At 54.1% G+C, this 18,183-nt stretch carries 16 protein-coding genes; 10 read left to right on the top strand and 6 right to left on the bottom strand.

Annotation, left to right across the window (positions count from 1 at the left end; genetic code table 11):
* Positions 1 to 165: 165 nt before the first annotated feature.
* From BLR00_RS03580 to BLR00_RS03590, 3 genes are all read right to left on the bottom strand, one after another.
* Entirely contained in the window at positions 166 to 810 is a 645-nt protein-coding gene (locus BLR00_RS03580; protein ID WP_074630840.1) for a PEP-CTERM sorting domain-containing protein, read from the bottom strand.
* Positions 811 to 873: 63 nt separating this feature from the next.
* A complete protein-coding gene (locus BLR00_RS03585; RefSeq protein WP_074630841.1) occupies positions 874 to 2,967 on the bottom strand; it encodes a PhoX family protein in 2,094 nt (697 codons plus the stop codon).
* A gap of 380 nt (positions 2,968 to 3,347) precedes the next feature.
* Positions 3,348 to 4,655: a glycerophosphodiester phosphodiesterase family protein gene (locus BLR00_RS03590; protein WP_074630842.1), complete on the bottom strand. Its 1,308-nt coding sequence runs from the start codon at positions 4,653 to 4,655 to the stop codon at positions 3,348 to 3,350.
* 47 nt (positions 4,656 to 4,702) lie between these two features.
* Here BLR00_RS03590 and BLR00_RS16180 point away from each other — a divergent pair, with 47 nt between their 5' ends.
* From BLR00_RS16180 to BLR00_RS03615, 6 genes are all read left to right on the top strand, one after another.
* Complete coding sequence (locus tag BLR00_RS16180; RefSeq protein WP_143007622.1) at positions 4,703 to 5,032, top strand: hypothetical protein; 330 nt, start codon at positions 4,703 to 4,705, stop codon at positions 5,030 to 5,032.
* 193 nt (positions 5,033 to 5,225) lie between these two features.
* A complete protein-coding gene (locus BLR00_RS03595) occupies positions 5,226 to 6,884 on the top strand; it encodes a DUF2341 domain-containing protein (protein WP_074630843.1) in 1,659 nt (552 codons plus the stop codon).
* An 11-nt stretch (positions 6,885 to 6,895) separates the two neighbouring features.
* Positions 6,896 to 7,300, top strand: a complete 405-nt coding sequence (locus BLR00_RS03600) for an ExbD/TolR family protein (protein WP_074630844.1) — start codon at positions 6,896 to 6,898, stop codon at positions 7,298 to 7,300.
* Positions 7,301 to 7,304: 4 nt separating this feature from the next.
* Positions 7,305 to 7,973 (top strand): TonB C-terminal domain-containing protein, encoded by a 669-nt coding sequence (locus tag BLR00_RS03605; protein ID WP_074630845.1) that lies wholly within the window; start codon positions 7,305 to 7,307, stop codon positions 7,971 to 7,973.
* A 24-nt stretch (positions 7,974 to 7,997) separates the two neighbouring features.
* Positions 7,998 to 9,698 (top strand): putative porin, encoded by a 1,701-nt coding sequence (locus BLR00_RS03610; protein ID WP_074630846.1) that lies wholly within the window; start codon positions 7,998 to 8,000, stop codon positions 9,696 to 9,698.
* A 169-nt stretch (positions 9,699 to 9,867) separates the two neighbouring features.
* Positions 9,868 to 10,521, top strand: coding sequence for a DNA repair protein (locus BLR00_RS03615; protein WP_074630847.1), 654 nt, complete (start codon positions 9,868 to 9,870; stop codon positions 10,519 to 10,521).
* A gap of 294 nt (positions 10,522 to 10,815) precedes the next feature.
* On the opposite strand, the gene BLR00_RS03620 is transcribed toward BLR00_RS03615, so the two are convergent.
* The 3 genes from BLR00_RS03620 to BLR00_RS03630 all read right to left on the bottom strand — a co-directional run bounded on the left by BLR00_RS03620 (position 10,816) and on the right by BLR00_RS03630 (position 13,565).
* Positions 10,816 to 11,079, bottom strand: a complete 264-nt coding sequence (locus BLR00_RS03620; protein WP_107797683.1) for a hypothetical protein — start codon at positions 11,077 to 11,079, stop codon at positions 10,816 to 10,818.
* Positions 11,080 to 11,470: 391 nt separating this feature from the next.
* Entirely contained in the window at positions 11,471 to 12,904 is a 1,434-nt protein-coding gene (locus tag BLR00_RS03625) for a heavy metal sensor histidine kinase (RefSeq protein ID WP_074630849.1), read from the bottom strand.
* Positions 12,891 to 13,565 (bottom strand): heavy metal response regulator transcription factor, encoded by a 675-nt coding sequence (locus BLR00_RS03630; protein WP_074630850.1) that lies wholly within the window; start codon positions 13,563 to 13,565, stop codon positions 12,891 to 12,893. The genes BLR00_RS03625 and BLR00_RS03630 overlap by 14 nt, the downstream gene beginning before the upstream one ends.
* Before the next feature lie 456 nt (positions 13,566 to 14,021).
* Here BLR00_RS03630 and BLR00_RS03635 point away from each other — a divergent pair, with 456 nt between their 5' ends.
* From BLR00_RS03635 to BLR00_RS03650, 4 genes are all read left to right on the top strand, one after another.
* The gene (locus BLR00_RS03635) at positions 14,022 to 14,585 is read left to right on the top strand and encodes an anthranilate synthase component II (RefSeq protein ID WP_074630851.1); all 564 of its coding nucleotides are present in this window, start codon (positions 14,022 to 14,024) and stop codon (positions 14,583 to 14,585) included.
* A 76-nt stretch (positions 14,586 to 14,661) separates the two neighbouring features.
* On the top strand, positions 14,662 to 15,705 hold the full coding sequence (gene trpD / locus BLR00_RS03640; RefSeq protein ID WP_074630852.1) for an anthranilate phosphoribosyltransferase: 1,044 nt from the start codon (positions 14,662 to 14,664) through the stop codon (positions 15,703 to 15,705).
* A gap of 2 nt (positions 15,706 to 15,707) precedes the next feature.
* Complete coding sequence (gene trpC, locus BLR00_RS03645) at positions 15,708 to 16,541, top strand: indole-3-glycerol phosphate synthase TrpC (RefSeq protein WP_074630853.1); 834 nt, start codon at positions 15,708 to 15,710, stop codon at positions 16,539 to 16,541.
* 269 nt (positions 16,542 to 16,810) lie between these two features.
* A complete protein-coding gene (locus BLR00_RS03650) occupies positions 16,811 to 18,064 on the top strand; it encodes a porin (protein WP_074630854.1) in 1,254 nt (417 codons plus the stop codon).
* Positions 18,065 to 18,183 lie beyond the last annotated feature (119 nt).

Raw genomic sequence — 18,183 nt, forward strand, 5'->3', positions numbered from 1 at the left:
TATGGAACGCGCTGCTGCCTTGGAAAATCGGCAGCGCGTCACCGCCTCTTTCATTATTCCGGGCTTGACCCTGAATCCAGCCTGAACCTTTATCGGCTTCCGCCGTAGAGCGAATTCGCCAAGACAGAAAGCCTTAGCGAATCATCGCTAATGGAGGACGAGTGGTCAACCGGCGGATTCCGGGTTATTGCTGCTTATTGCGGTCTTACGGCGGCGAGCTGTCCAACCTACAAGGCCCAATCCCGCCAGGAGCATGGCGTATGCCTCCGGTTCCGGGATCGGAGTTGCAAATGTCACGTCGTCGACCACCAGCCCTTGCCCGCTGAACGAAATCGAGCGAATGTCGGCGCTCGTCCGCGTGATGCCGAAGAAGCTCCCTGAATTGAGGCCATCCGGTGTATCCATACTAACGGTATGAGACTCAATGATTTGGTGGTTATCGCCCAAAATACTGATGACTACGGGGCTGCCGTCGTAGCTGTTAAGAAAGGCTCCCGCGGCTTGGGTCAGTCCATTGACGAAGGTGAAATTAAGCGTGCCGATAATATCCGTGCCAGCAAAATGATTGCCCGCGCCCCATATGCCATTGCTCCCCAGATCGGCGATATACGCGCCCAGGATGGAGTTCGGGGTGCCGGTGAAGCTTACGCCGGGTGCGACGATCTCCGGGCCGCTGGTGATAAGGCCGTCAAAATTCTCGAAATCGATGCTTTGCGGATCAAGGATATCGGTGGCGCTTGAGGTGAGTGCGGCATGAGCCGGCAGGGCAAGGCTCATGGTGCAGGCTATGAACAGGGCTTTCAGCTTCATGAGGTTTCTTCCTTTATCGAGACGCGATGATTTTAGCCATTGCGGGGTGAATTAAACGGCTGCTCAAGTGCCAATCACGCCGCCGCCGTCCTTGGTGATGACCACCACCGCGGAGCGTGGCTTGAATGCGGATGGAGAGCCGCTGGCCGTGGTCGGGCCATTGATACCGCTATCGGGCCAGGTGGAGTTCTCGGTGTAATGGGTCTGCCAATCCTCGCCAGGGTGCTGGATGCCGATGAGCAGGGTTTTGCCATCCGGGGTATGGGTGACGCCGGTGACTTCGCAGTTTTTCGGCGCGGTGAGAAACCGGCGGGTTTCTCCAGTAGAGGGGTCGGCGCATAGCATCACGTTTCCGCCGATGTTGGCCCAGTCGCCGGTCGCATTGCCAATCTGGTCGGTCTCGATCCACAAGCGGCCGTCCTGGTCGAACCAGAGGCCATCCGGGGCGCCATAGTCGTCACCGATTATGTTCCCCCTGTGGTGAGGCTGCGAGGCAAGCTTGTCGCCGCATTCGACAAAAATATCCCACTCGAAATCCGTAGCGTCGACCTTACCCATGCTTTCGCGCCAACGAATGATGTGGCCATAGCGGTTGTCCGGTCTCGGATTCGCGGCGTCCACCGGCGGCCGGGCGCTGCCCGCGCCGGTGGTGCCGTCCGGATTGTTGCCGGAGGGAGGGCTGCTGCCACGGCGGTTGTTGTTGGTGAGGGTCATGTAGACTTCGCGCGTGACGGGATGAGAGGCTATCCACTCCGGACGGTCCATCATGGTGGCGCCCAGGCGATCGGCGGCCTGGCGGGTCTTGATCAGCACTTCGGCCTGGTCGGCAAAGCCGTTTTCCGGTACCAGGCCATTCTGGCCCCACGTAAGCGGCAGCCAGAGGCCGCTGCCGCCGGCGTCGAACCGGGCGACGAAAAGCGTGCCGGAATCCAGCAGATCGCGATTGGCGGCGCGGTTCGTGGGGTTGTATTTATTGGCGCAGACAAACTTATAGAGATACTCATTGCGCTCATCGTCACCCATGTATATGGCGACTGTGTTGTCGGCGCCCACCACGCTCCAGGCGTTTTCATGCTTGATGCGGCCCAGCGCGGTGCGCTTGATGGGAGTGCTTTTTGGGTTCCAGGGGTCGATTTCCACCACCCAGCCGAAACGATGCGGCTCATTCGGGTTGAGGTCGGCGCGGAAGCGCTGATCGACCTCGTGCCAGCGGTAGCCGGAGCCTCCCTTGGCTACGCCGTAGCGTGCCTGGCCGGCAAGAATCTGCTGTTTCTGTTGCGGGTCCGATACGCCGACCGCATCCCCGGTCTCATTGGAGAAATAGCCATTCCAGTTTTCCTCGCAGGTGAGGTAGGTGTCCCAGGGGGTATAGCCGTTGGAGCAGTTATTCAGCGTACCGAGCACTTTCGTGCCGCTGGGGTCGGCGGCAGTCTTCATCAAATCGTGGCCGGCGGCCGGACCGCTGAGCTTGCAGGGAGTGTTGCCGGTGATGCGCCGGTTAAAGGCGGAGGGACGCTTGACTTCCCAGATGCCGTCTTTTTTCCATATCTCGACCACGCTTATGCCATGCGCGGCCTGCTGGGCGCGTATCATGTCAAGGGTGATGGCAGCGGCCGCGTAGCCGGATGCGGGAGTGATATTATTGACCAGGGGAGGATCGACGTACTCATGGTTGGTTACCAGCAGACCGCGAGTATTGGCGATGCCGGCTGCGCCCGTGGCGGGGAAAGGGAACAGGTGCATGCCGTCGATATGGGCGCCGAAAGTATGCAACTGTATCGCTTCGGTCATCGCGCCCGAAGAGTCCCAATGCGGCGCATCGGTGAGGGAATCGCCCCAGGCGGCCAGTACCCGGGCAGTGTAGCCGGCGGGTACGGTGACCCTGTCATCCCCCGCCGAAAGATATAAATTGGCGGGCACCGAACTGAAGCCGATGCCGTTCAGAGGGGCGGGTGCCGCATAGGCATACTTGACCAGGCCATCGAACAAAGAACCGCCGAATGCGGCCATCGCCGTGATGCCCAGGGAACCTTGAAGGAAGGTCCGGCGCGATAGTTTGCGCGCTTCGATCAGATCATGGAGGGACGGGTTGTTGGATTCGTTACTGCTGGTACGGCAGGGATTTGTTTTTCTATCGGGGTGCAGGGCGCTGCTCATCATATCTCCTTGCAGGTGTCAGGGGTGTTCGGTGAGTGGCTTGAATTGAACCCACAGTTGTTCTACATGGGTTTATTTTCATATTTTCGTGTTACAAATGTTGTATTGCCATATCGGCTAATGGGCTAATCTTGTTCTGGACAGATCGAACGCCCCGTAGCGGTAGCAGGTCGGATTAGGTCAGTATAATCCGGCAAAAGGCTTCAGACGGGCCTGCCAGATTGCGGTATTCAGTCTTTTTGACCTTGCCGGATCCGCTACCCTAAGTACCCCCTAAGTACTCTGAGGCCGGCCTACCAGTAACCCTCCGCCCCGCGCAACGGCGCCATTTCGCGCCGTTGCGCCTTACTCCGTACCCTGAAAGCCGCGGGATCCGGGAATTATTTGAGTTTCATGCAGTTGGCATAGTAACTCACGGTGGCGGCCCAATCGCTGAATATGCCGCGAATGCCGACATCCCTGGCCAGAACGTCCAGCACTTTCATCATGTCGCCTTCGCGCTTGATGGCGGAATCAAAAGTCTGATAATAAAAGTCGTTGTTGCCATCAGCCAGAATGCCGGAACGCTCCAGGGTCCAGGTGATAATGTCGAGTCCAGCGGCCTTGGCGTGACGGGCATATCGGGAGGCCACAATGTTGCCGTTGCCATCGATATCCAGCAGCGCAAACATGGGTGGGGCGACGATATTGATGCCCTCGGCCTTGTAGGCGGCCAATTGCGCGGCATTGGGCAGTTCAGCTACGATATTGGCGTCGTCAAGGTAAACCGCCTGTTTGCCGAACTGCGGTTCGTTGGCGATCCAATAGCGCACGTCGCGAATGTCGAAGGACTGGGCATACACATTCCGGGGCTTGACGTTCGCCGCCTTGTATTCGTCAATCATCTGTTGAGCATAGTGCGCCTGCGTATAGTCGCCCACACCATCACCATCGCTGTCATAAGGCATCGTCACGCTGGCATTTTTGAGTTCGGGCGTCATTTTCACGCCCAGCGTCTTGAATAGCTGGATACTCTCCTTGTGGGTAAGCAGGGTGCCGCTGGTGGGACCGGCATACAGGTCCGTGCGCCAGTTGGGTGTGCCGCCCAGATACTCCGCAACGCTTGTCGCAGCGGGGTTAAAGGCATCCATTTTGCCTTTAAGGCTCTTGAATTCCTCCACAGTGATATCGCTGGTGCAACACTGTGCCGAAGCCTCCTGAATAATGTTTCCGGCGGCATCCACCTGCGCTGGTGTGAATGGCCTGGTGCATTTTTCAGCCAGTGGTGTAGCAAGAATATTGGTGGTGGTGTGCAGATCGCACTGCGAATGGCGGCAAACCAGTTCCTTGTCCTTGGTGAAGGTCACGTCGCACTCCACAATACCCGCCCCCATGCGAGCGGCCGCTTCGTAAGATTCTTTCGTATGTTCCGGAAACTGCAAAGCGGCACCCCTGTGGCCAATGGAGAAATCGGTCTTACGGAACGGGCCATCGCCGCAATGTTTGAGTCTGTTCTTGAGAGCGCTGGGCTCCATGTCATTGACGAGGAAGAAAGGACGCGGACCGAGCTGGATATTCATACTGTTTCTCGATTCGCCATCATCCCCATCTTCATCGTGCCGGTTTGCGGAAGAGGCAATGTCGATGATGGATAGCGTAGCCAGCAGGGCAAAAGCCGCCAGTGCGAAAGCTGAATTTTTGGCAGACATGTCGGGCTCCCGGTAAATAAAAACTGTGGTAGTGACATTTACGATCGATGGTAGGCTCTGACGCTACCTGCTTTCTTTTTCATTTTGACGTGGCTGTTGTTAATCCAAACGGATCAAAGCGAGAAAATCGTACCCCAAAAAAACCTGCCTGTAACAGCGGGAAATATCTGAACAAGTCCGGCCTGGACGTAGCCCGCAAGCGGGGAATAAAAGCCGGAGCCAACACCAAAGAAATTCTTTCTGCCCCTCTCGCAGGGGCAAAATCCCCCGGACAAAAATCTCCATTTCGATGGGACGACAGTCGCCAGTTCAATGCAAATTCTAATGGGCTGGCTCATCGTCCTATGTTACAAAACCCTATCGATATTGCAGGCTAAGCCTGAGTCAAACAGACTAGACGCGATTAGTCGGGTTCCTGCCCGCGATGGCCGTGGATATTACTTCTCCAACCTTAAACGCGTTCCGTCGTCCAGGGAACAGTCATGATGCGTTCGGATCATTATCGCTACTAATGTCTGTAATCTGGGACGCGCATAATCCTCGCTCGTTTATACCCAGGTTGATAGACCCATGCGTGTCGTTACGTTCCTGCTTGCGTTTGCTTTATGCACCGTTTCTTTATCCAGTCACGCTTGGTGGAATGACGAATGGACCGGCCGCAAGAAAATCACACTGACCAATCCAGCGGGTGAAGTCGCGGATGCGCCGGTACTGATCCGCTTGCACACGGGAAACTTTGATTTTTTCTCGGCCAATGATAACGGCAGCGACCTGCGTCTGATCGCCGGAGATGACAAGACCGAACTGAAATTCCATTTTGAGAAATGGGATGTAGGGAATGAGTTGGCGCTGGTATGGGTTAACGTGCCTAAATTGTTATCGCAGACAGAAATATTCCTTTATTTCGGTAACGAGAAGGCGACCTCCGCAGCGAATCCGAAAGCCACTTACGATGCCGCCAGCGTCGTCTATCATTTTGCGGAGCCGGACGGAAATCCCCAGGACAGCGGAGTAAACAGCCTGCATGCGGTGCAGTCCTCCGTCCAGCGGGTAGCCGCCTCCTTCTCGAACGGTGGTGCCGGATTTAACGGGTCACAAAGCATCACGCTTCCCGCCGTGAATGCAAGCAGCGGATTCAGTTTCGCCGTATGGATCAAGCCAGCTTCGCTGGATGGTGTCATCGTTCAATCCGATGGTCTGCGCGTCTCATTGGAAGGCGGCATGGTCAAGGTGCAATCGGGCGCGTCAAGCCTGGTGTCCAGCACGGCGGTGAGCCTGGGTAAATGGCATCACCTCGGGTTAACGGTATCGAATGCGCTACGCATATATGTGGACGGTAAGCCGGCGGGCGAAGCGCCGGGCGCGGTATTGCCAACCGGCGGCGCAACGCTGGGGACTGGATTTCGGGGTGAGATGGACGAGTTGCAGGTGTCGGGCGTGGCGCGCAATGCTGACTGGATTGCGGTGCAGGCCGCGCAGGGACAGGACGGTAAACTGGTCACCCTGGGCGAGGATGAGGCGGGCGAAGGCGGTGAAGAAGCCTCGCACCTGGGCATTATCCTCAAATCATTGACAGTGGATGGGTGGGTTGCGATCGGTTTCCTGGCGATCATGCTAATGATCGCCATATGGGTGATGTACAGCAAGGCTGTCTACATTAACCGGGTGGATAAGTCCAATCACCGCTTTATGACCAAATTCCGCGAACTATCGACCGATCTCGCGGTGATAGACAAAGCCAAGGGGTTGGGAAAAGAGTTCGAACATTCGTCGATCTACCGTATTTATCATATTGGCGCAGTTGAATTGGCGCATCGCTTCGATGATACCGATGCGACCCATATTGACAAGTCGCTGTCGCCGCAATCGCTTAATGCGATTCGCGCCAGCCTGGACGCCGGGCTGGTGGAAGAAATTCAGCGCATGAACAAATTCATGGTACTGCTCACCATCGCCATCTCCGGCGGGCCCTTCATCGGCCTGCTGGGCACGGTAATGGGGGTCATGATCACGTTTGCGGCGATTGCGGCCGCTGGTGATGTCAATGTCAACGCCATTGCGCCCGGCATCGCGGCGGCCCTGGCGGCGACGGTGGCGGGGATGGGGGTAGCGATCCCCTCACTGTTTGGCTATAACTACCTGGCTTCACGCATCAAGGCCATCGTATCGAGAATGCATATTTTTGTCGATGAGTTTATTACCAAGCTTGCCGAAAATTACAGCCGCTGACAGGGAATGGCATGAAGGTACAGGAAGACAACGAGCTTTACGACGAGATCAATGTGGTGCCCATGCTGGATCTCGCCTACGTGTTGCTGGTGATTTTCATTATCATGACGACGGCATCGGTACAGGGTATAAAAGTCAACCTGCCCAAAGCCAGCAGTTCCCCCAGTCTGGCTAAACCGCAAACCAAAGCGATCACGATCAACGAAAGCGGGCAAATATTTCTGGATGCTTATCCCGTGACGCTGGACGAGCTTCGAACCCGCCTGGGTCAATTGAAAGCGGCTAATCCAGAATTGCCGGTCGTAGTCAAGGGGGATACGGTAGTGCAGTACGGCAAGGTGATGGATGTACTTGAATTACTGGGTCAGCTGGATATCACGCAGTTGGGCTTGGTAACCCAGCGCCTGGTGAAATAATGCCATGGAAGACCCCAAGGAAGAGAAAAAACCAGCCTCCTGGAGGCGTTGGGCAGGTGTTGCGGTTTGTGCAGTTGTCCTGGTCGGATCGGGACTGTGGTTGAAACATTTTCTGGGCGACGATACGCCGCACAAAAAGCCGTCGCTTCAGCAGATTACTTTGATCAAACCGCCGCCTCCCCCGCCGCCACCGGAAAAACCGCCGGAACCGGTGGTGAAGGAAGAAATAAAGCTGGCCGAACCTGAGCCAGAGCCGATGGATCAGGCCGATGAGCCGCCGCCGGGGCCGGATCTGGGTGTCGATGCCGAGGGAACAGGCGCGGGTGACGGATTTGGGCTCGTAGGGAGGAAAGGCGGGGCGGATCTTATCGGCGGCTCCAGAGGAAACCCTTGGGCCTGGTATGACGCCATAGTGAACGACGCGGTGAACTCCGCTTTTCAGGATGCGCTGGCGCGTGAGAACGCGCTCAAAGACAAGACTTACAGGGTGGTGGTGAAAGTATGGATTGACCTTAACGGGAAGGTATCACGAATAGCGGTGGTTGATAAAACAGGTGATCCGAAAGTCGATGAATTGATCCAGGATGTGCTGAAGAACCTGCGGGCCCTGCGTGAGAATCCACCCGCCGACATGCCACAACCGTTGAAGATACGCGTGACCTCGCGTGCCTGATTTTGTATAAGAAAAAAAATTATAATGAATATACGATTGATACTCACTTTTGCCGCCATGACAGCGATATTTGCGGGCGGTGTGCACGCAAAACCCGATGAGCGCGAGAAGGTTGAAGTTCTGTATGAAACCACCTTGAATCTGATCCGGTTGCTGGTGGAGCAAGGCGTGATCAAGCAGGAAGTGGCCGACGAAATGATTAAAAAGGCGGAACTGAAGGCAAGGGCTTCCCTGCAGCAAGCACAGGGGGCCGCGCAACCGGCCACTGGCGAGCCGAAAAAAGGTGAGGTACGGGTTCCTTACATACCCGAGCATGTCAAAAAGGAAATTCGCGATGAGTTACGCCAAGAAGTGGTGGGTCAGGCCAAGCAGGAACGCTGGGGCGACGTGAATGCGGTTCCCGAGTGGGTTAACCGTTTTACGATGGAAGGAGATATACGGCTGCGCGAACAAGCCGACTTCTACGGCAGCAACAACGCTCCCGCAGCCAATTTTCAGGCGAACGGCCAGAATATCGACAATACCACCGAGGACAGCTATCATCGGGAACGGGTGCGCTTCCGGCTCGGCATCAACGCCAACGTCACCCGCGGAGTGGATCTTGGGTTGCGCCTAACCACCGGTAATGTCAATGATCCGCCGCTAACCGGAGATGTATTGGGCCCCCCCCCGATATCCATAGGATCGCCGGTCTCTACCCTGCAGACATTTGGGACTTTTAACAGCAAATTCGCCGTGGTGCTGGATCAGGTTTACCTCAAACTCACGCCCTTAGATTGGGTTACGGTCAGTGCCGGACGTATTCCCAATCCTTTCTTTGTCGGCACAGTCGGAAATATCTACACGGGGACACTCAGGACTGGGCCACATACCGTACCCACGGCCGGAGTCGTACACACCGATCTGTTATGGGACGTTGACCTGAACTTTGAAGGGCTGGCGATCAATCTTCACCCTTGGCTGAAAGAGGAAAGGACCATCAAGCCGTTCCTCAACGCCGGGGTATTTCCATTGCAGCAAATCAATCAGAGCGAGACCGTCAAGGCCAAGGACAAATGGTTCTTCGGGGCTCAGGCCGGATTGGAGTGGGCACCCGAGAATACCGACACCAAGTTCAGGCTGGGAGCCGCCTATTATGACTACCGCAATATTAACGGCGTCCGCAACCCGAACTTTGGCGATACTCTGTTCAATCAGAGCGCCCCGCTGTTCAGGCAAAAAGGTAACAGTCTTTTCAACATCGACAACGATGGTGACCCCACCACTAATCTATGGGCTTTGGCGGCCGATTACCGGCTTGCCAACTTGACCATGGTGGCTGACTATTCCAGATTCAAGCCCATCCATGTTATTGGCACTGCGGACTACGTACGCAACGTGGGTTATGACGAGAATAAAATTTTTGCCCGCACTGGGCAGAACATCAAGCCGGAGATCGATGCTTATCAGCTCCGTCTCACCGTTGGTTACCCAGTAATCGCGGAGCGGCACCAGTGGCAGGTTTTCGGATTTTATCGCCGCTCCGAGCGGGATTCGATGCTGGATGCCTTCACTGATTCCAACTATCTCATGGGCGGAACCAACCACAAGGGCTACACTATCCAGGGCCTGTACGGCGTGGCGCATAACACCTGGCTTGGCCTCCGCTATATGTCATACGATCAAGTCAGCGGCTTGCCTCTGTCCATCGATTCGATCAATCTGGACCTGAATGCCCGGTTCTGACTTTCTGAGCGGGAGTGGGGCCGCGAGTTTCCGGCTGGCAGGGAAATGCGGGATCCAAAAGGTGTGCTTACCACGCACGTATCGTGGTGGTGGGTTCAACGCCCATACCGTTTCCTGTGAGAGACATTAATTGGATAAAAAAACTCTGCTGACAATCGAAAGCTTTTGCATGAATAACCGTAAGAAAATGATTCCACGATGGTTGTGCCAAGGAATCGCCGTCGTATTGCTGGCGGGAGCCTTGTCCCCCCCTTCCCTGGCTGCAAGCGCCGCCGGCAATGCGGATCAAAAAAAAGAGCGGCAGGCATTACGCCGCATGCAGCAGCAATTGAACGAGGTACAGCAGCAGAAATCGGCATTGGATCAGGAAAAAACAGTGCTGGAAGAAACACTGAAAAAAACCAGTAACGAAACGGAATCCCACAAACGATCTGCGGCGAGCGCGGCGGCCAAAGCGTCCCGGCTTGAGCGGGATATCGAAGCGGCGAACAAGGAAACAGCCGAATTGCGCACCCAGCTTGATGGAGCGGGCAAGCGGAATGAAGAACTGTCCGGTCAACGCAAACAATTGGAACAGGATCTGAAGAATATGACAGCTGCTCTTACAAAACAGAATGAGCAAACAAAACTTTGCGAAACGCATAACGGCGAGCTTTATCGGATAGGCCGGGAACTGTCCGATTGGTATACCAGCAAAGGCGCCGTAAACGCCATACTGGAGGCGGAGCCATTTACAGCGATGAAACGCGTCGAAATGGAAAACCTGCTTGAAACCTATCGGGACAAGATTGAGGGTCAGCGTCTAGAACGTTCCATTCATTAAGGATGCTTCGGGTAATCCCTGTGCCTTTCCCGGGGGGGCTTGCCGGGGTTTGAAGCCTCCCCCCTTACCTTCATCCTGTCCCATCTGCCCGGACACCGGGTAATGAGAGATTCACAATCTCTTTCTCGAGCGGATTATTTTTTAATCTTCTGAATCTTCAAATGATACGCTGCTGCGGTGTTGGCGACCGGTCACAATTGCGCCGGGCCCTCTTTTACTTGTGCAGCGTACCAGTTACTTTTTTTGGCTTTGGTTTTGGCCTTGGTTTTGGCGTGCTGTTCGGAAGAAAGGTGGTCAGTTTGATGCTTTTAAAGCATCAGATAAGAGGAGGCGAATGGCGGTCACCGTGTTCTCTACACCCATGTCAAAATGCTCTGAAATATTTGAGTCCAAACACTCCACTCGAATAAGTTCCACTTCTTTCTCAAAATCATTTCGCAAGTTTTTCCGTTTATCGGTTGGCAACGAATTTATGAAGCAAATCAGTAAACAAAGCATAGCGAAATTCTCGCCTTTTGCTTCGCTCAGTCTTGCCAAGGCATCCCTTAAGGTTTCCAAAGTGTCCCCCTCCATAATGAGACAACGTGCGCTTGGGAAAGTCGCGTGATAGCTCTTCGGCACTCGTCTATAAGATAAATAAGATCATACTCGAAACATTATTTTCTGACCGTGAGCAATAAGATCACCTAAGAGCTTAGCAACTATGCGATTAGTTTCTACAGTCATCTCCAACCCGAAGTGGTGTGTACTATTGATTTCAAACCATAGTGTTTCAAAAGCCACCATGGTGGATTATGGGGAGGGAATTCTGACGTGAAGATGGCGAAATTATTACAAATCTGTAATGTTCGGGGAAGGGCTGTACACACCCCATAGTGATATGGAGAATGCTTTGCGAAGCCGGGGGTATGAGCCCTGCTTGTCCGTCGGATAAAGCTATGACGTACGGTTATGCTGGAAAGAAAAGCCGCACTGCCGTGCCTTCGCCGATGACGCTCTGTACAGTGATGTTACCGCCATGCAGGCCGATAATCGATTTGACGATAGCCAGTCCGAGTCCCGCGCCCTCTGCTTCCCCGTTACGCGAAGGGTTGATGCGGTAAAAACGGTCGAATATTTTTGGCAGATGTTCCTGGGCAATGCCTATGCCACTATCGCGGCAGATGATCCCGGTTCCTCGCTCCTGGCTGGAATCTATGGAAAAAATGATGGAACCACCATCAGGGGTGTGATATAGGGCGTTGGCAAGCAGATTACTGATGGCTCTCTGGAAAAGATCTGGATCGACTTTAGTCGTTGCATCTCCTTCGCACAGTACCCTGATACTTTTCTCCGTGGACACCGCCTCATAAAATACGATTATTTTCTCGATTTCCGTGCGCGCGTTAATGAGCGAAAGTGCAATCACGGCCTGCTCGCTGTCTGCTCTAGCCAAGAACAGCAGGCTGTCCAGCATCCGTGACATGCGGTCGTATTCTTCCAGACTGGATGCGAGTATTTCGCGATACTCATGGGCCTCGCGCGGCTTGGATAAAGCCACTTCCGCTTCGCCGCGCAAATTATTGAGCGGGGTGCGCAACTCGTGCGCCAAATCGGCGGAGAATTGCGAAAGACGATTAAATGAATCCTCCAGTCGGCCAAGCATGCTGTCCAATGCTCGTGTCAGTAAAGCCAGTTCCCGGGGCCATGGTGCGCTATTGAGACGTTCGTGCAGTTGGCTGGCAGTAATGCGTTCCGCGGCACCGGTAATATCCGCAAGTGGTTTCATGCTGCGTTGCGTAATCAGAATACCGATGATCACGGATACTAGAATACCAACCAATAATATGTCGAATAAATAATACTCATACCGGGTGATCAGCAGCTCCTCTTCTGTCTCATCCAGGGCTACCTGGATTTGCCGCCGGGAGCCGCTGAGGGAATTGTCTTCTGCCCATGTGGCGATCAGCCAATAGGTTTTATTGGTGTCGGAGCGCCATCTTTTTGCCTTTGGGGGGCGCGTCTCGGGAGAAGGAAATGCGCTGGTGGGGATTTCCTGTTTCATACCACGGGACTCGTGCAGCGTACGACCGGATTCGTCTAATATCCGGCTATGCGTGAGATGCTGGGATCCGGCGAATGCGATGTTTTCCTCGGTGATCTCGCGCTCCAGTACCTGAGTATCTCCCGGCTGTTCCCGCAAAATAGTCTCAAGAATGTTAAGTCGACTGCGCAGAAAATGCTCATCCTCCTGTTCCAACGTCGTGATAAGAACCCAGTACAGGAACCCCGAGGTGAAGAAGAGCATGGCAGAAGCCGATAGTGCATACAGCCATGCCAGCTTCCGGGAAATCGATCCGTGCGTGGAGCCGGTATTCGACTGAAAGAGATTATCGGTTCTCAAGCACGTACCCCACACCACGAATGGTATGGATCAATTTCTGCTCGAAAGGATCATCGACCTTGCTGCGCAACCGGCGTATCGCCACGTCAATGACGTTGGTATCACTGTCGAAATTGATGTCCCAGACCATCTCGGCAATCAGTGTGCGGGATAATACCTCTCCCGTGCGCCGCATTAGCAGCGATAGAAGTGCAAATTCCTTGGGGGTAAGGTCGAGGCGGCTCCCATTGCGTGTGACTTTTTGGCGTCCAAGCACTATTTCCAGATCGGCAATTTTCAGGATTTCACTATACAGGACCGGCGTGCGCCTCAGTAGCCGACGAACTCTTGCCAGCAGTTCGGAAAAAGCAAATGGTTTTATCAGGTAATCGTCGGCACCGAGCTCCAGTCCTTTTACCCGGTCGCTCACAGTATCCCGGGCAGTCAGGAAAAGTACGGGTGTCCGCTTGTCTTCCTTGCAGCGCAGCACCGAAAGTATAGACCAGCCATCCCGCTCCGGCAGCATTACGTCCAGGATAATGAGGTCATAGTCTATGTCAAGCGCAAGAAGCAGACCTTCATCACCATCCTCGGAAGTGTCGACAACATACCCAGCTTCAGACAATCCCTTCTTAAGAAAGGAAGCGGTTTTTTTTTCGTCTTCGATAATTAAAATATGCATTGATATAATTAACGTATAAGCACCTTACGATCACATTCATTGAGAAGGTTTTTTCTGGTATCAGAAATTTTGTAGAGCTTAGACAATAGTTTATACCAGAGCGTGGTAGAGCATAAATTAGATCGAATTTAACCGTACTTTTGTTGCTGGATCAAGCAAATGGGGTGATATCAGCCTACGTAGGGCCGGGATTAAATACTCCCGTCTACCCAAGGAGAACGACTTGTCCTGTTAAGAGATTCAAACCGTTTCGAATCGAGAATCATCTGCGTTGGAAGCCGCTAAAAATAACCACGGCCAGATCCCCATCTGGAACTTCTGGTATATTCTAAAACTAACTAGGAGATAATGACGTATTTGGCTTTGGGTCAAAGCCAGCGGTATCTCAAGAAAAAGCGGGTAATGAGGAACTGACATTGGTTTCTGGACGAATAAAATCAAATAGATAGCGGTGATATGCTGTTGATGATCGATAATTACGATTCCTTTACTTACAACCTGGTGCAATATTTTGGTGAGCTGGGCGAGGAAGTGAGGGTGTTTCGCAACGATGAAATCACGCCTGATGAAGTTGCACGGTTAAGGCCCGCGCGCATTGTCATTTCGCCCGGCCCTTGTACGCCCAGCAAGGCGGGGATATCGATACCGCTGATTGAACTTTACAATAGCCAGGTTCCCATACTGGGGGTCTGCCTCGGCCATCAAAGCATAGGCCAGGCATTTGGTGGCAAGATCGTTCATGCCAGAAAACTCATGCATGGCAAAACTTCGCCCATTTTCCACAAAGGCACAGGTATGTTTCGAGATCTGCCGAGTCCGTTTACGGCGACGCGTTATCATTCCCTTGTCATTGAACGTGAAAGTCTTCCGGATTGTCTTGAAATCACTGCCTGGACGGAGGATGGCGAAATCATGGGCGTACGCCATAAGACTCTGGCGGTTGAAGGTCTCCAGTTTCATCCGGAATCCATCCTGACCGAGCACGGACACAAATTGCTGAAAAACTTTCTGAATCAGTGAGAGCCATGTCTCCGCATCTGGCTGTGCGCTTCAAACGCCGCACAATCCACCCTGGCCAGCCCTTGGATTCGGGATCATGAGCCCGCAGGAGGCGCTGACGCGCATTATCGAGCACCGCGAAATATTTCATGACGAGATGCTTTCGCTCATGCGTCAGATCATGCGGGGAGAGTTGTCGCCAGTGCTCATCGCGGCCATTATCACCGGACTGCGGGTGAAGAAAGAAACCATCGGCGAAATTACCGCCGCGGCACAGGTAATGCGCGAATTTGCCACCCGGGTAGAGGTGGCGGATCATCGGTATCTTGTGGATACATGCGGAACCGGCGGGGATGCCGCGCATACTTTCAATATTTCCACCACCGCCGCTTTTGTCGCCGCCGCTGCTGGAGCGCGTGTCGCCAAACACGGCGGGCGCTCCGTATCCAGCAAATCGGGAAGCGCCGATGTGCTTGAGGCCTTGGGCGTCAACCTTGATCAGACACCCGGACAAATAGCGGAGGATATAAGGGAAATCGGTCTCGGCTTCATGTTCGCTCCCAATTTTCATAGTGCGATGAAGCATGCCGCGCCGGTGCGGCGAGATCTGGGGGTGCGCACATTGTTCAACATCCTGGGGCCATTGACCAATCCCGCCGGGGCGAAAAATCAGGTGCTGGGTGTATTTCATCCCGATCTTGTCGGTATTCTCGCGCGGGTGTTGCAGCGCCTGGGCAGTGATCATGTAATGGTGGTCCATGGCGGGAACGGGCAAGGCGGTCTGGATGAAATCACCATAGCGGGTGAGACTCGTATCGGTGAACTCAGGCGCGGTGAGGTGACCGAATATACTGTCAAACCGGAGGACTTCGGTTTGAAGGCGGCCGCGATTGAAACGATACAGGCGCAAGACAGCGTACAATCCAGGGAAATGTTGATATCGGTGCTGGATAATCAACCAGGCCCCGCGCTTGATGTTGTGCTGCTCAATGCGGGGGCGGCGATTTATGTCGCAGGGGTGGCGAAATCGCTGGTGCAGGGTGTGGAAAAAGCTCGCGCCGCGATAGAAAGCGGTGCGGCCAAGGCAAAGCTGCGGGAGCTGATCAAGTTCTCAAATCGGAATAGCGTCTTGCCAGGTTAGTCATGTCCAATATTCTGCAAGAGATTCTGACCGTCAAAGTACAGGAAATTGCCGCAGCAAGAGCGATCAAACCGCTATCCGCGATGCGTCAGGAAGCGGAAGCGGCCCCGCCGCCGCGTGACTTCACGGGAGCGATCCGCGCTAGAATTGCCGCCGGCCTGCCCGCGGTCATTGCGGAAATCAAGAAAGCCAGCCCTAGCCGGGGCGTGCTGCGTGAGCGCTTCGATCCTGCCACGATCGCCGCGAGTTACGCGTCGCATGGCGCAGCCTGCCTGTCGGTGTTGACCGACAGGCAATTTTTTGGCGGTGGCACGGAATACCTCAAGCAGGCCCGGGCCGCTTGCAACCTGCCGGTGCTGCGCAAAGATTTTATGCTGGACGAATATCAGGTGATCGAAGCCCGTGCGATGGGAGCGGACTGCATTCTGATCATTGTCGCGGTGTTTTGCATGCCTTCGTCTTTGACCGGACAACGCCGCTCAGAAAACGAAATCGTTGCGGGAATGCGCAAGCTCGAATCGCTTGCCCGGGAATTGGGCATGGGGGTATTGATTGAAGTTCACGATCGTGTGGAACTGGAACTCGCGTTACAGTTATATTCCCCCCTGATTGGCATCAACAACCGTAACTTGCGCACGTTCGAGACACAGCTGGATACTACGCTGCAAATGCTTGAGCATATTCCGCCGGCGCGTATCGTGATTACCGAAAGCGGGATTCACGCGCCGGCCGATGTGATATTGATGCGTAATCACCAAGTTGATGCTTTCCTGGTGGGTGAAGCGTTCATGCGCGCCGATGATCCGGGGGTTGAACTGGAACGATTATTCGTGTAGGGTTTAAGTCATTGAAAATGGCCGAACAGGCCTTCTTCTCTAGGTGTATGCGTTGTGAATCGCGGTATAATCAATTTTGTTGCAAAAAAGCAACACAAGTTTCTCCCGTATTCCGAAAGTTTCTTGATTTCCTTGCTACGCGTTGTTGCTTTGGGCACAATCTCTCTCAACCTTCTCACTTTGAGAGGTCCAAGTAGCGGGACGCACTTTACCGAAAATAGGGTCGGTGAGATGGCCCCACCGTTTCAACTTTAAAGGAGATTTTCCACATGAAAAAGAAACTGATTGCACTGGCTGTCGCCGGGGCACTCGCAGCCCCGGTGGTTGCATCCGCTCAGGGGACGAATGTCACGATATTTGGCCGGGTGCAAGCTGAATATAGCCTGGTCGATTTTTCCGGTTCGCCCAGCCAGGGATCGTTGCAGGACAATTCCCGTTCGTCACGTTGGGGTCTGCATATCACCGAAGATCTGGGCAATGGGTTTAAGGCCAATGCCCGTTTGGAACAGGGCTTGAATGCCGGTTCCGGTTCGGCTACCACCCCGCGTGAGCAATGGGTTGGTCTTTCCAGCAATCAATGGGGCGATATCAAATTCGGCCGTGTTCAGTCTCCATTCAAGGACTTCGCGGGCGGCATGACGATTGATCCGTTTGCCTACACCACACTGCAAGCCGGCGGTTCCGGCGGCACCATGACTGCAAGCGCCAATGGTATGGGTTCCGGTGCGAATACGTTCGTCAACAGCGCGATCCGTTACGATTCCGCTAACATAGAAGGTTTCTCCTTCTCAGGTTTATTGATGCCCGGCGACGCAAATACGCTTAATCCTCTCCAACAGGGCGGCATTTTCTCCGGCATAGCCCCCGGCGGCTTGGGTAGCAATGGTAATACCGGCGGTAGAAATGGCGAATTCGATGGCCAGGCCGCTGCCAAATACCATATGGATTACATGGGCATGGGTTTTGATATATTCGGTGGCTATTCCAGGGACAATGCCAACCAGACACAGAAGGCCATAGGTTTGAAGACCGAAGAAGTATGGCGTGTTGGTGCCTCTTGGGCTTTCGAAAACTTCAAGCTTAGCGGTCAATATGAAGACATCAACAATGCTATTGGCGCCGCAACCTGTAGCACTGCTGCTTCCCTGACGGCTAATCCGCTGGATGCTCCTGGAGCCGGTTCAGGACAATGTAATTCCGCCATGAACGCCGGTGGGGACGGAAATATCTGGTTTGCCAGTGCCCAATACAGATGGGGTAATACTACTTTAGTGGCTCAAGGCGGTATGACCAAGGCACATGCGGGTGGCATCAATTCAGCAGCGAAACGCAGCGCTGACAGCTTTACGGTAGGTGCCATCCACAACCTGAGCAAGCGCACCAGTATTTTCGGTGGCTATCAGCACGTGTATGTGACTAACCCCAACGCTGCGTCAGCAAATGATATCGGTGGTATGGTGGCTCCCAGCTATGCAACGGGTAGCCGCGCTACCTACACGGTTGGTGTTCGTCACAACTTTTAATTGAATCAAATCAGTTGAAATGGGGCGCTTCGGCGCCCCATTTTTTTGGCCGGATTTGTGATGAAATATGCTGTGCGGGAACTTCCGGACCAAGGCACAAACAAGACTCGTGCATTAAC

Source organism: Nitrosospira multiformis, assembly GCF_900103165.1.
Taxonomy (GTDB): domain Bacteria; phylum Pseudomonadota; class Gammaproteobacteria; order Burkholderiales; family Nitrosomonadaceae; genus Nitrosospira; species Nitrosospira multiformis_D.

Bases quoted from the DNA above. Each gene is read 5' to 3' on its own strand.
- BLR00_RS03580 (WP_074630840.1), bottom strand. From the start codon at position 810: ATGAAGCTGAAAGCCCTGTTCATAGCCTGCACCATGAGCCTTGCCCTG.
- BLR00_RS03585 (WP_074630841.1), bottom strand. From the start codon at position 2,967: ATGAGCAGCGCCCTGCACCCCGATAGAAAAACAAATCCCTGCCGTACC.
- BLR00_RS03590 (WP_074630842.1), bottom strand. From the start codon at position 4,655: ATGTCTGCCAAAAATTCAGCTTTCGCACTGGCGGCTTTTGCCCTGCTG.
- BLR00_RS16180 (WP_143007622.1), top strand. From the start codon at position 4,703: ATGGTAGGCTCTGACGCTACCTGCTTTCTTTTTCATTTTGACGTGGCT.
- BLR00_RS03595 (WP_074630843.1), top strand. From the start codon at position 5,226: ATGCGTGTCGTTACGTTCCTGCTTGCGTTTGCTTTATGCACCGTTTCT.
- BLR00_RS03600 (WP_074630844.1), top strand. From the start codon at position 6,896: ATGAAGGTACAGGAAGACAACGAGCTTTACGACGAGATCAATGTGGTG.
- BLR00_RS03605 (WP_074630845.1), top strand. From the start codon at position 7,305: ATGGAAGACCCCAAGGAAGAGAAAAAACCAGCCTCCTGGAGGCGTTGG.
- BLR00_RS03610 (WP_074630846.1), top strand. From the start codon at position 7,998: ATGAATATACGATTGATACTCACTTTTGCCGCCATGACAGCGATATTT.
- BLR00_RS03615 (WP_074630847.1), top strand. From the start codon at position 9,868: ATGAATAACCGTAAGAAAATGATTCCACGATGGTTGTGCCAAGGAATC.
- BLR00_RS03630 (WP_074630850.1), bottom strand. From the start codon at position 13,565: ATGCATATTTTAATTATCGAAGACGAAAAAAAAACCGCTTCCTTTCTT.
- BLR00_RS03635 (WP_074630851.1), top strand. From the start codon at position 14,022: ATGCTGTTGATGATCGATAATTACGATTCCTTTACTTACAACCTGGTG.
- trpD (WP_074630852.1), top strand. From the start codon at position 14,662: ATGAGCCCGCAGGAGGCGCTGACGCGCATTATCGAGCACCGCGAAATA.
- trpC (WP_074630853.1), top strand. From the start codon at position 15,708: ATGTCCAATATTCTGCAAGAGATTCTGACCGTCAAAGTACAGGAAATT.
- BLR00_RS03650 (WP_074630854.1), top strand. From the start codon at position 16,811: ATGAAAAAGAAACTGATTGCACTGGCTGTCGCCGGGGCACTCGCAGCC.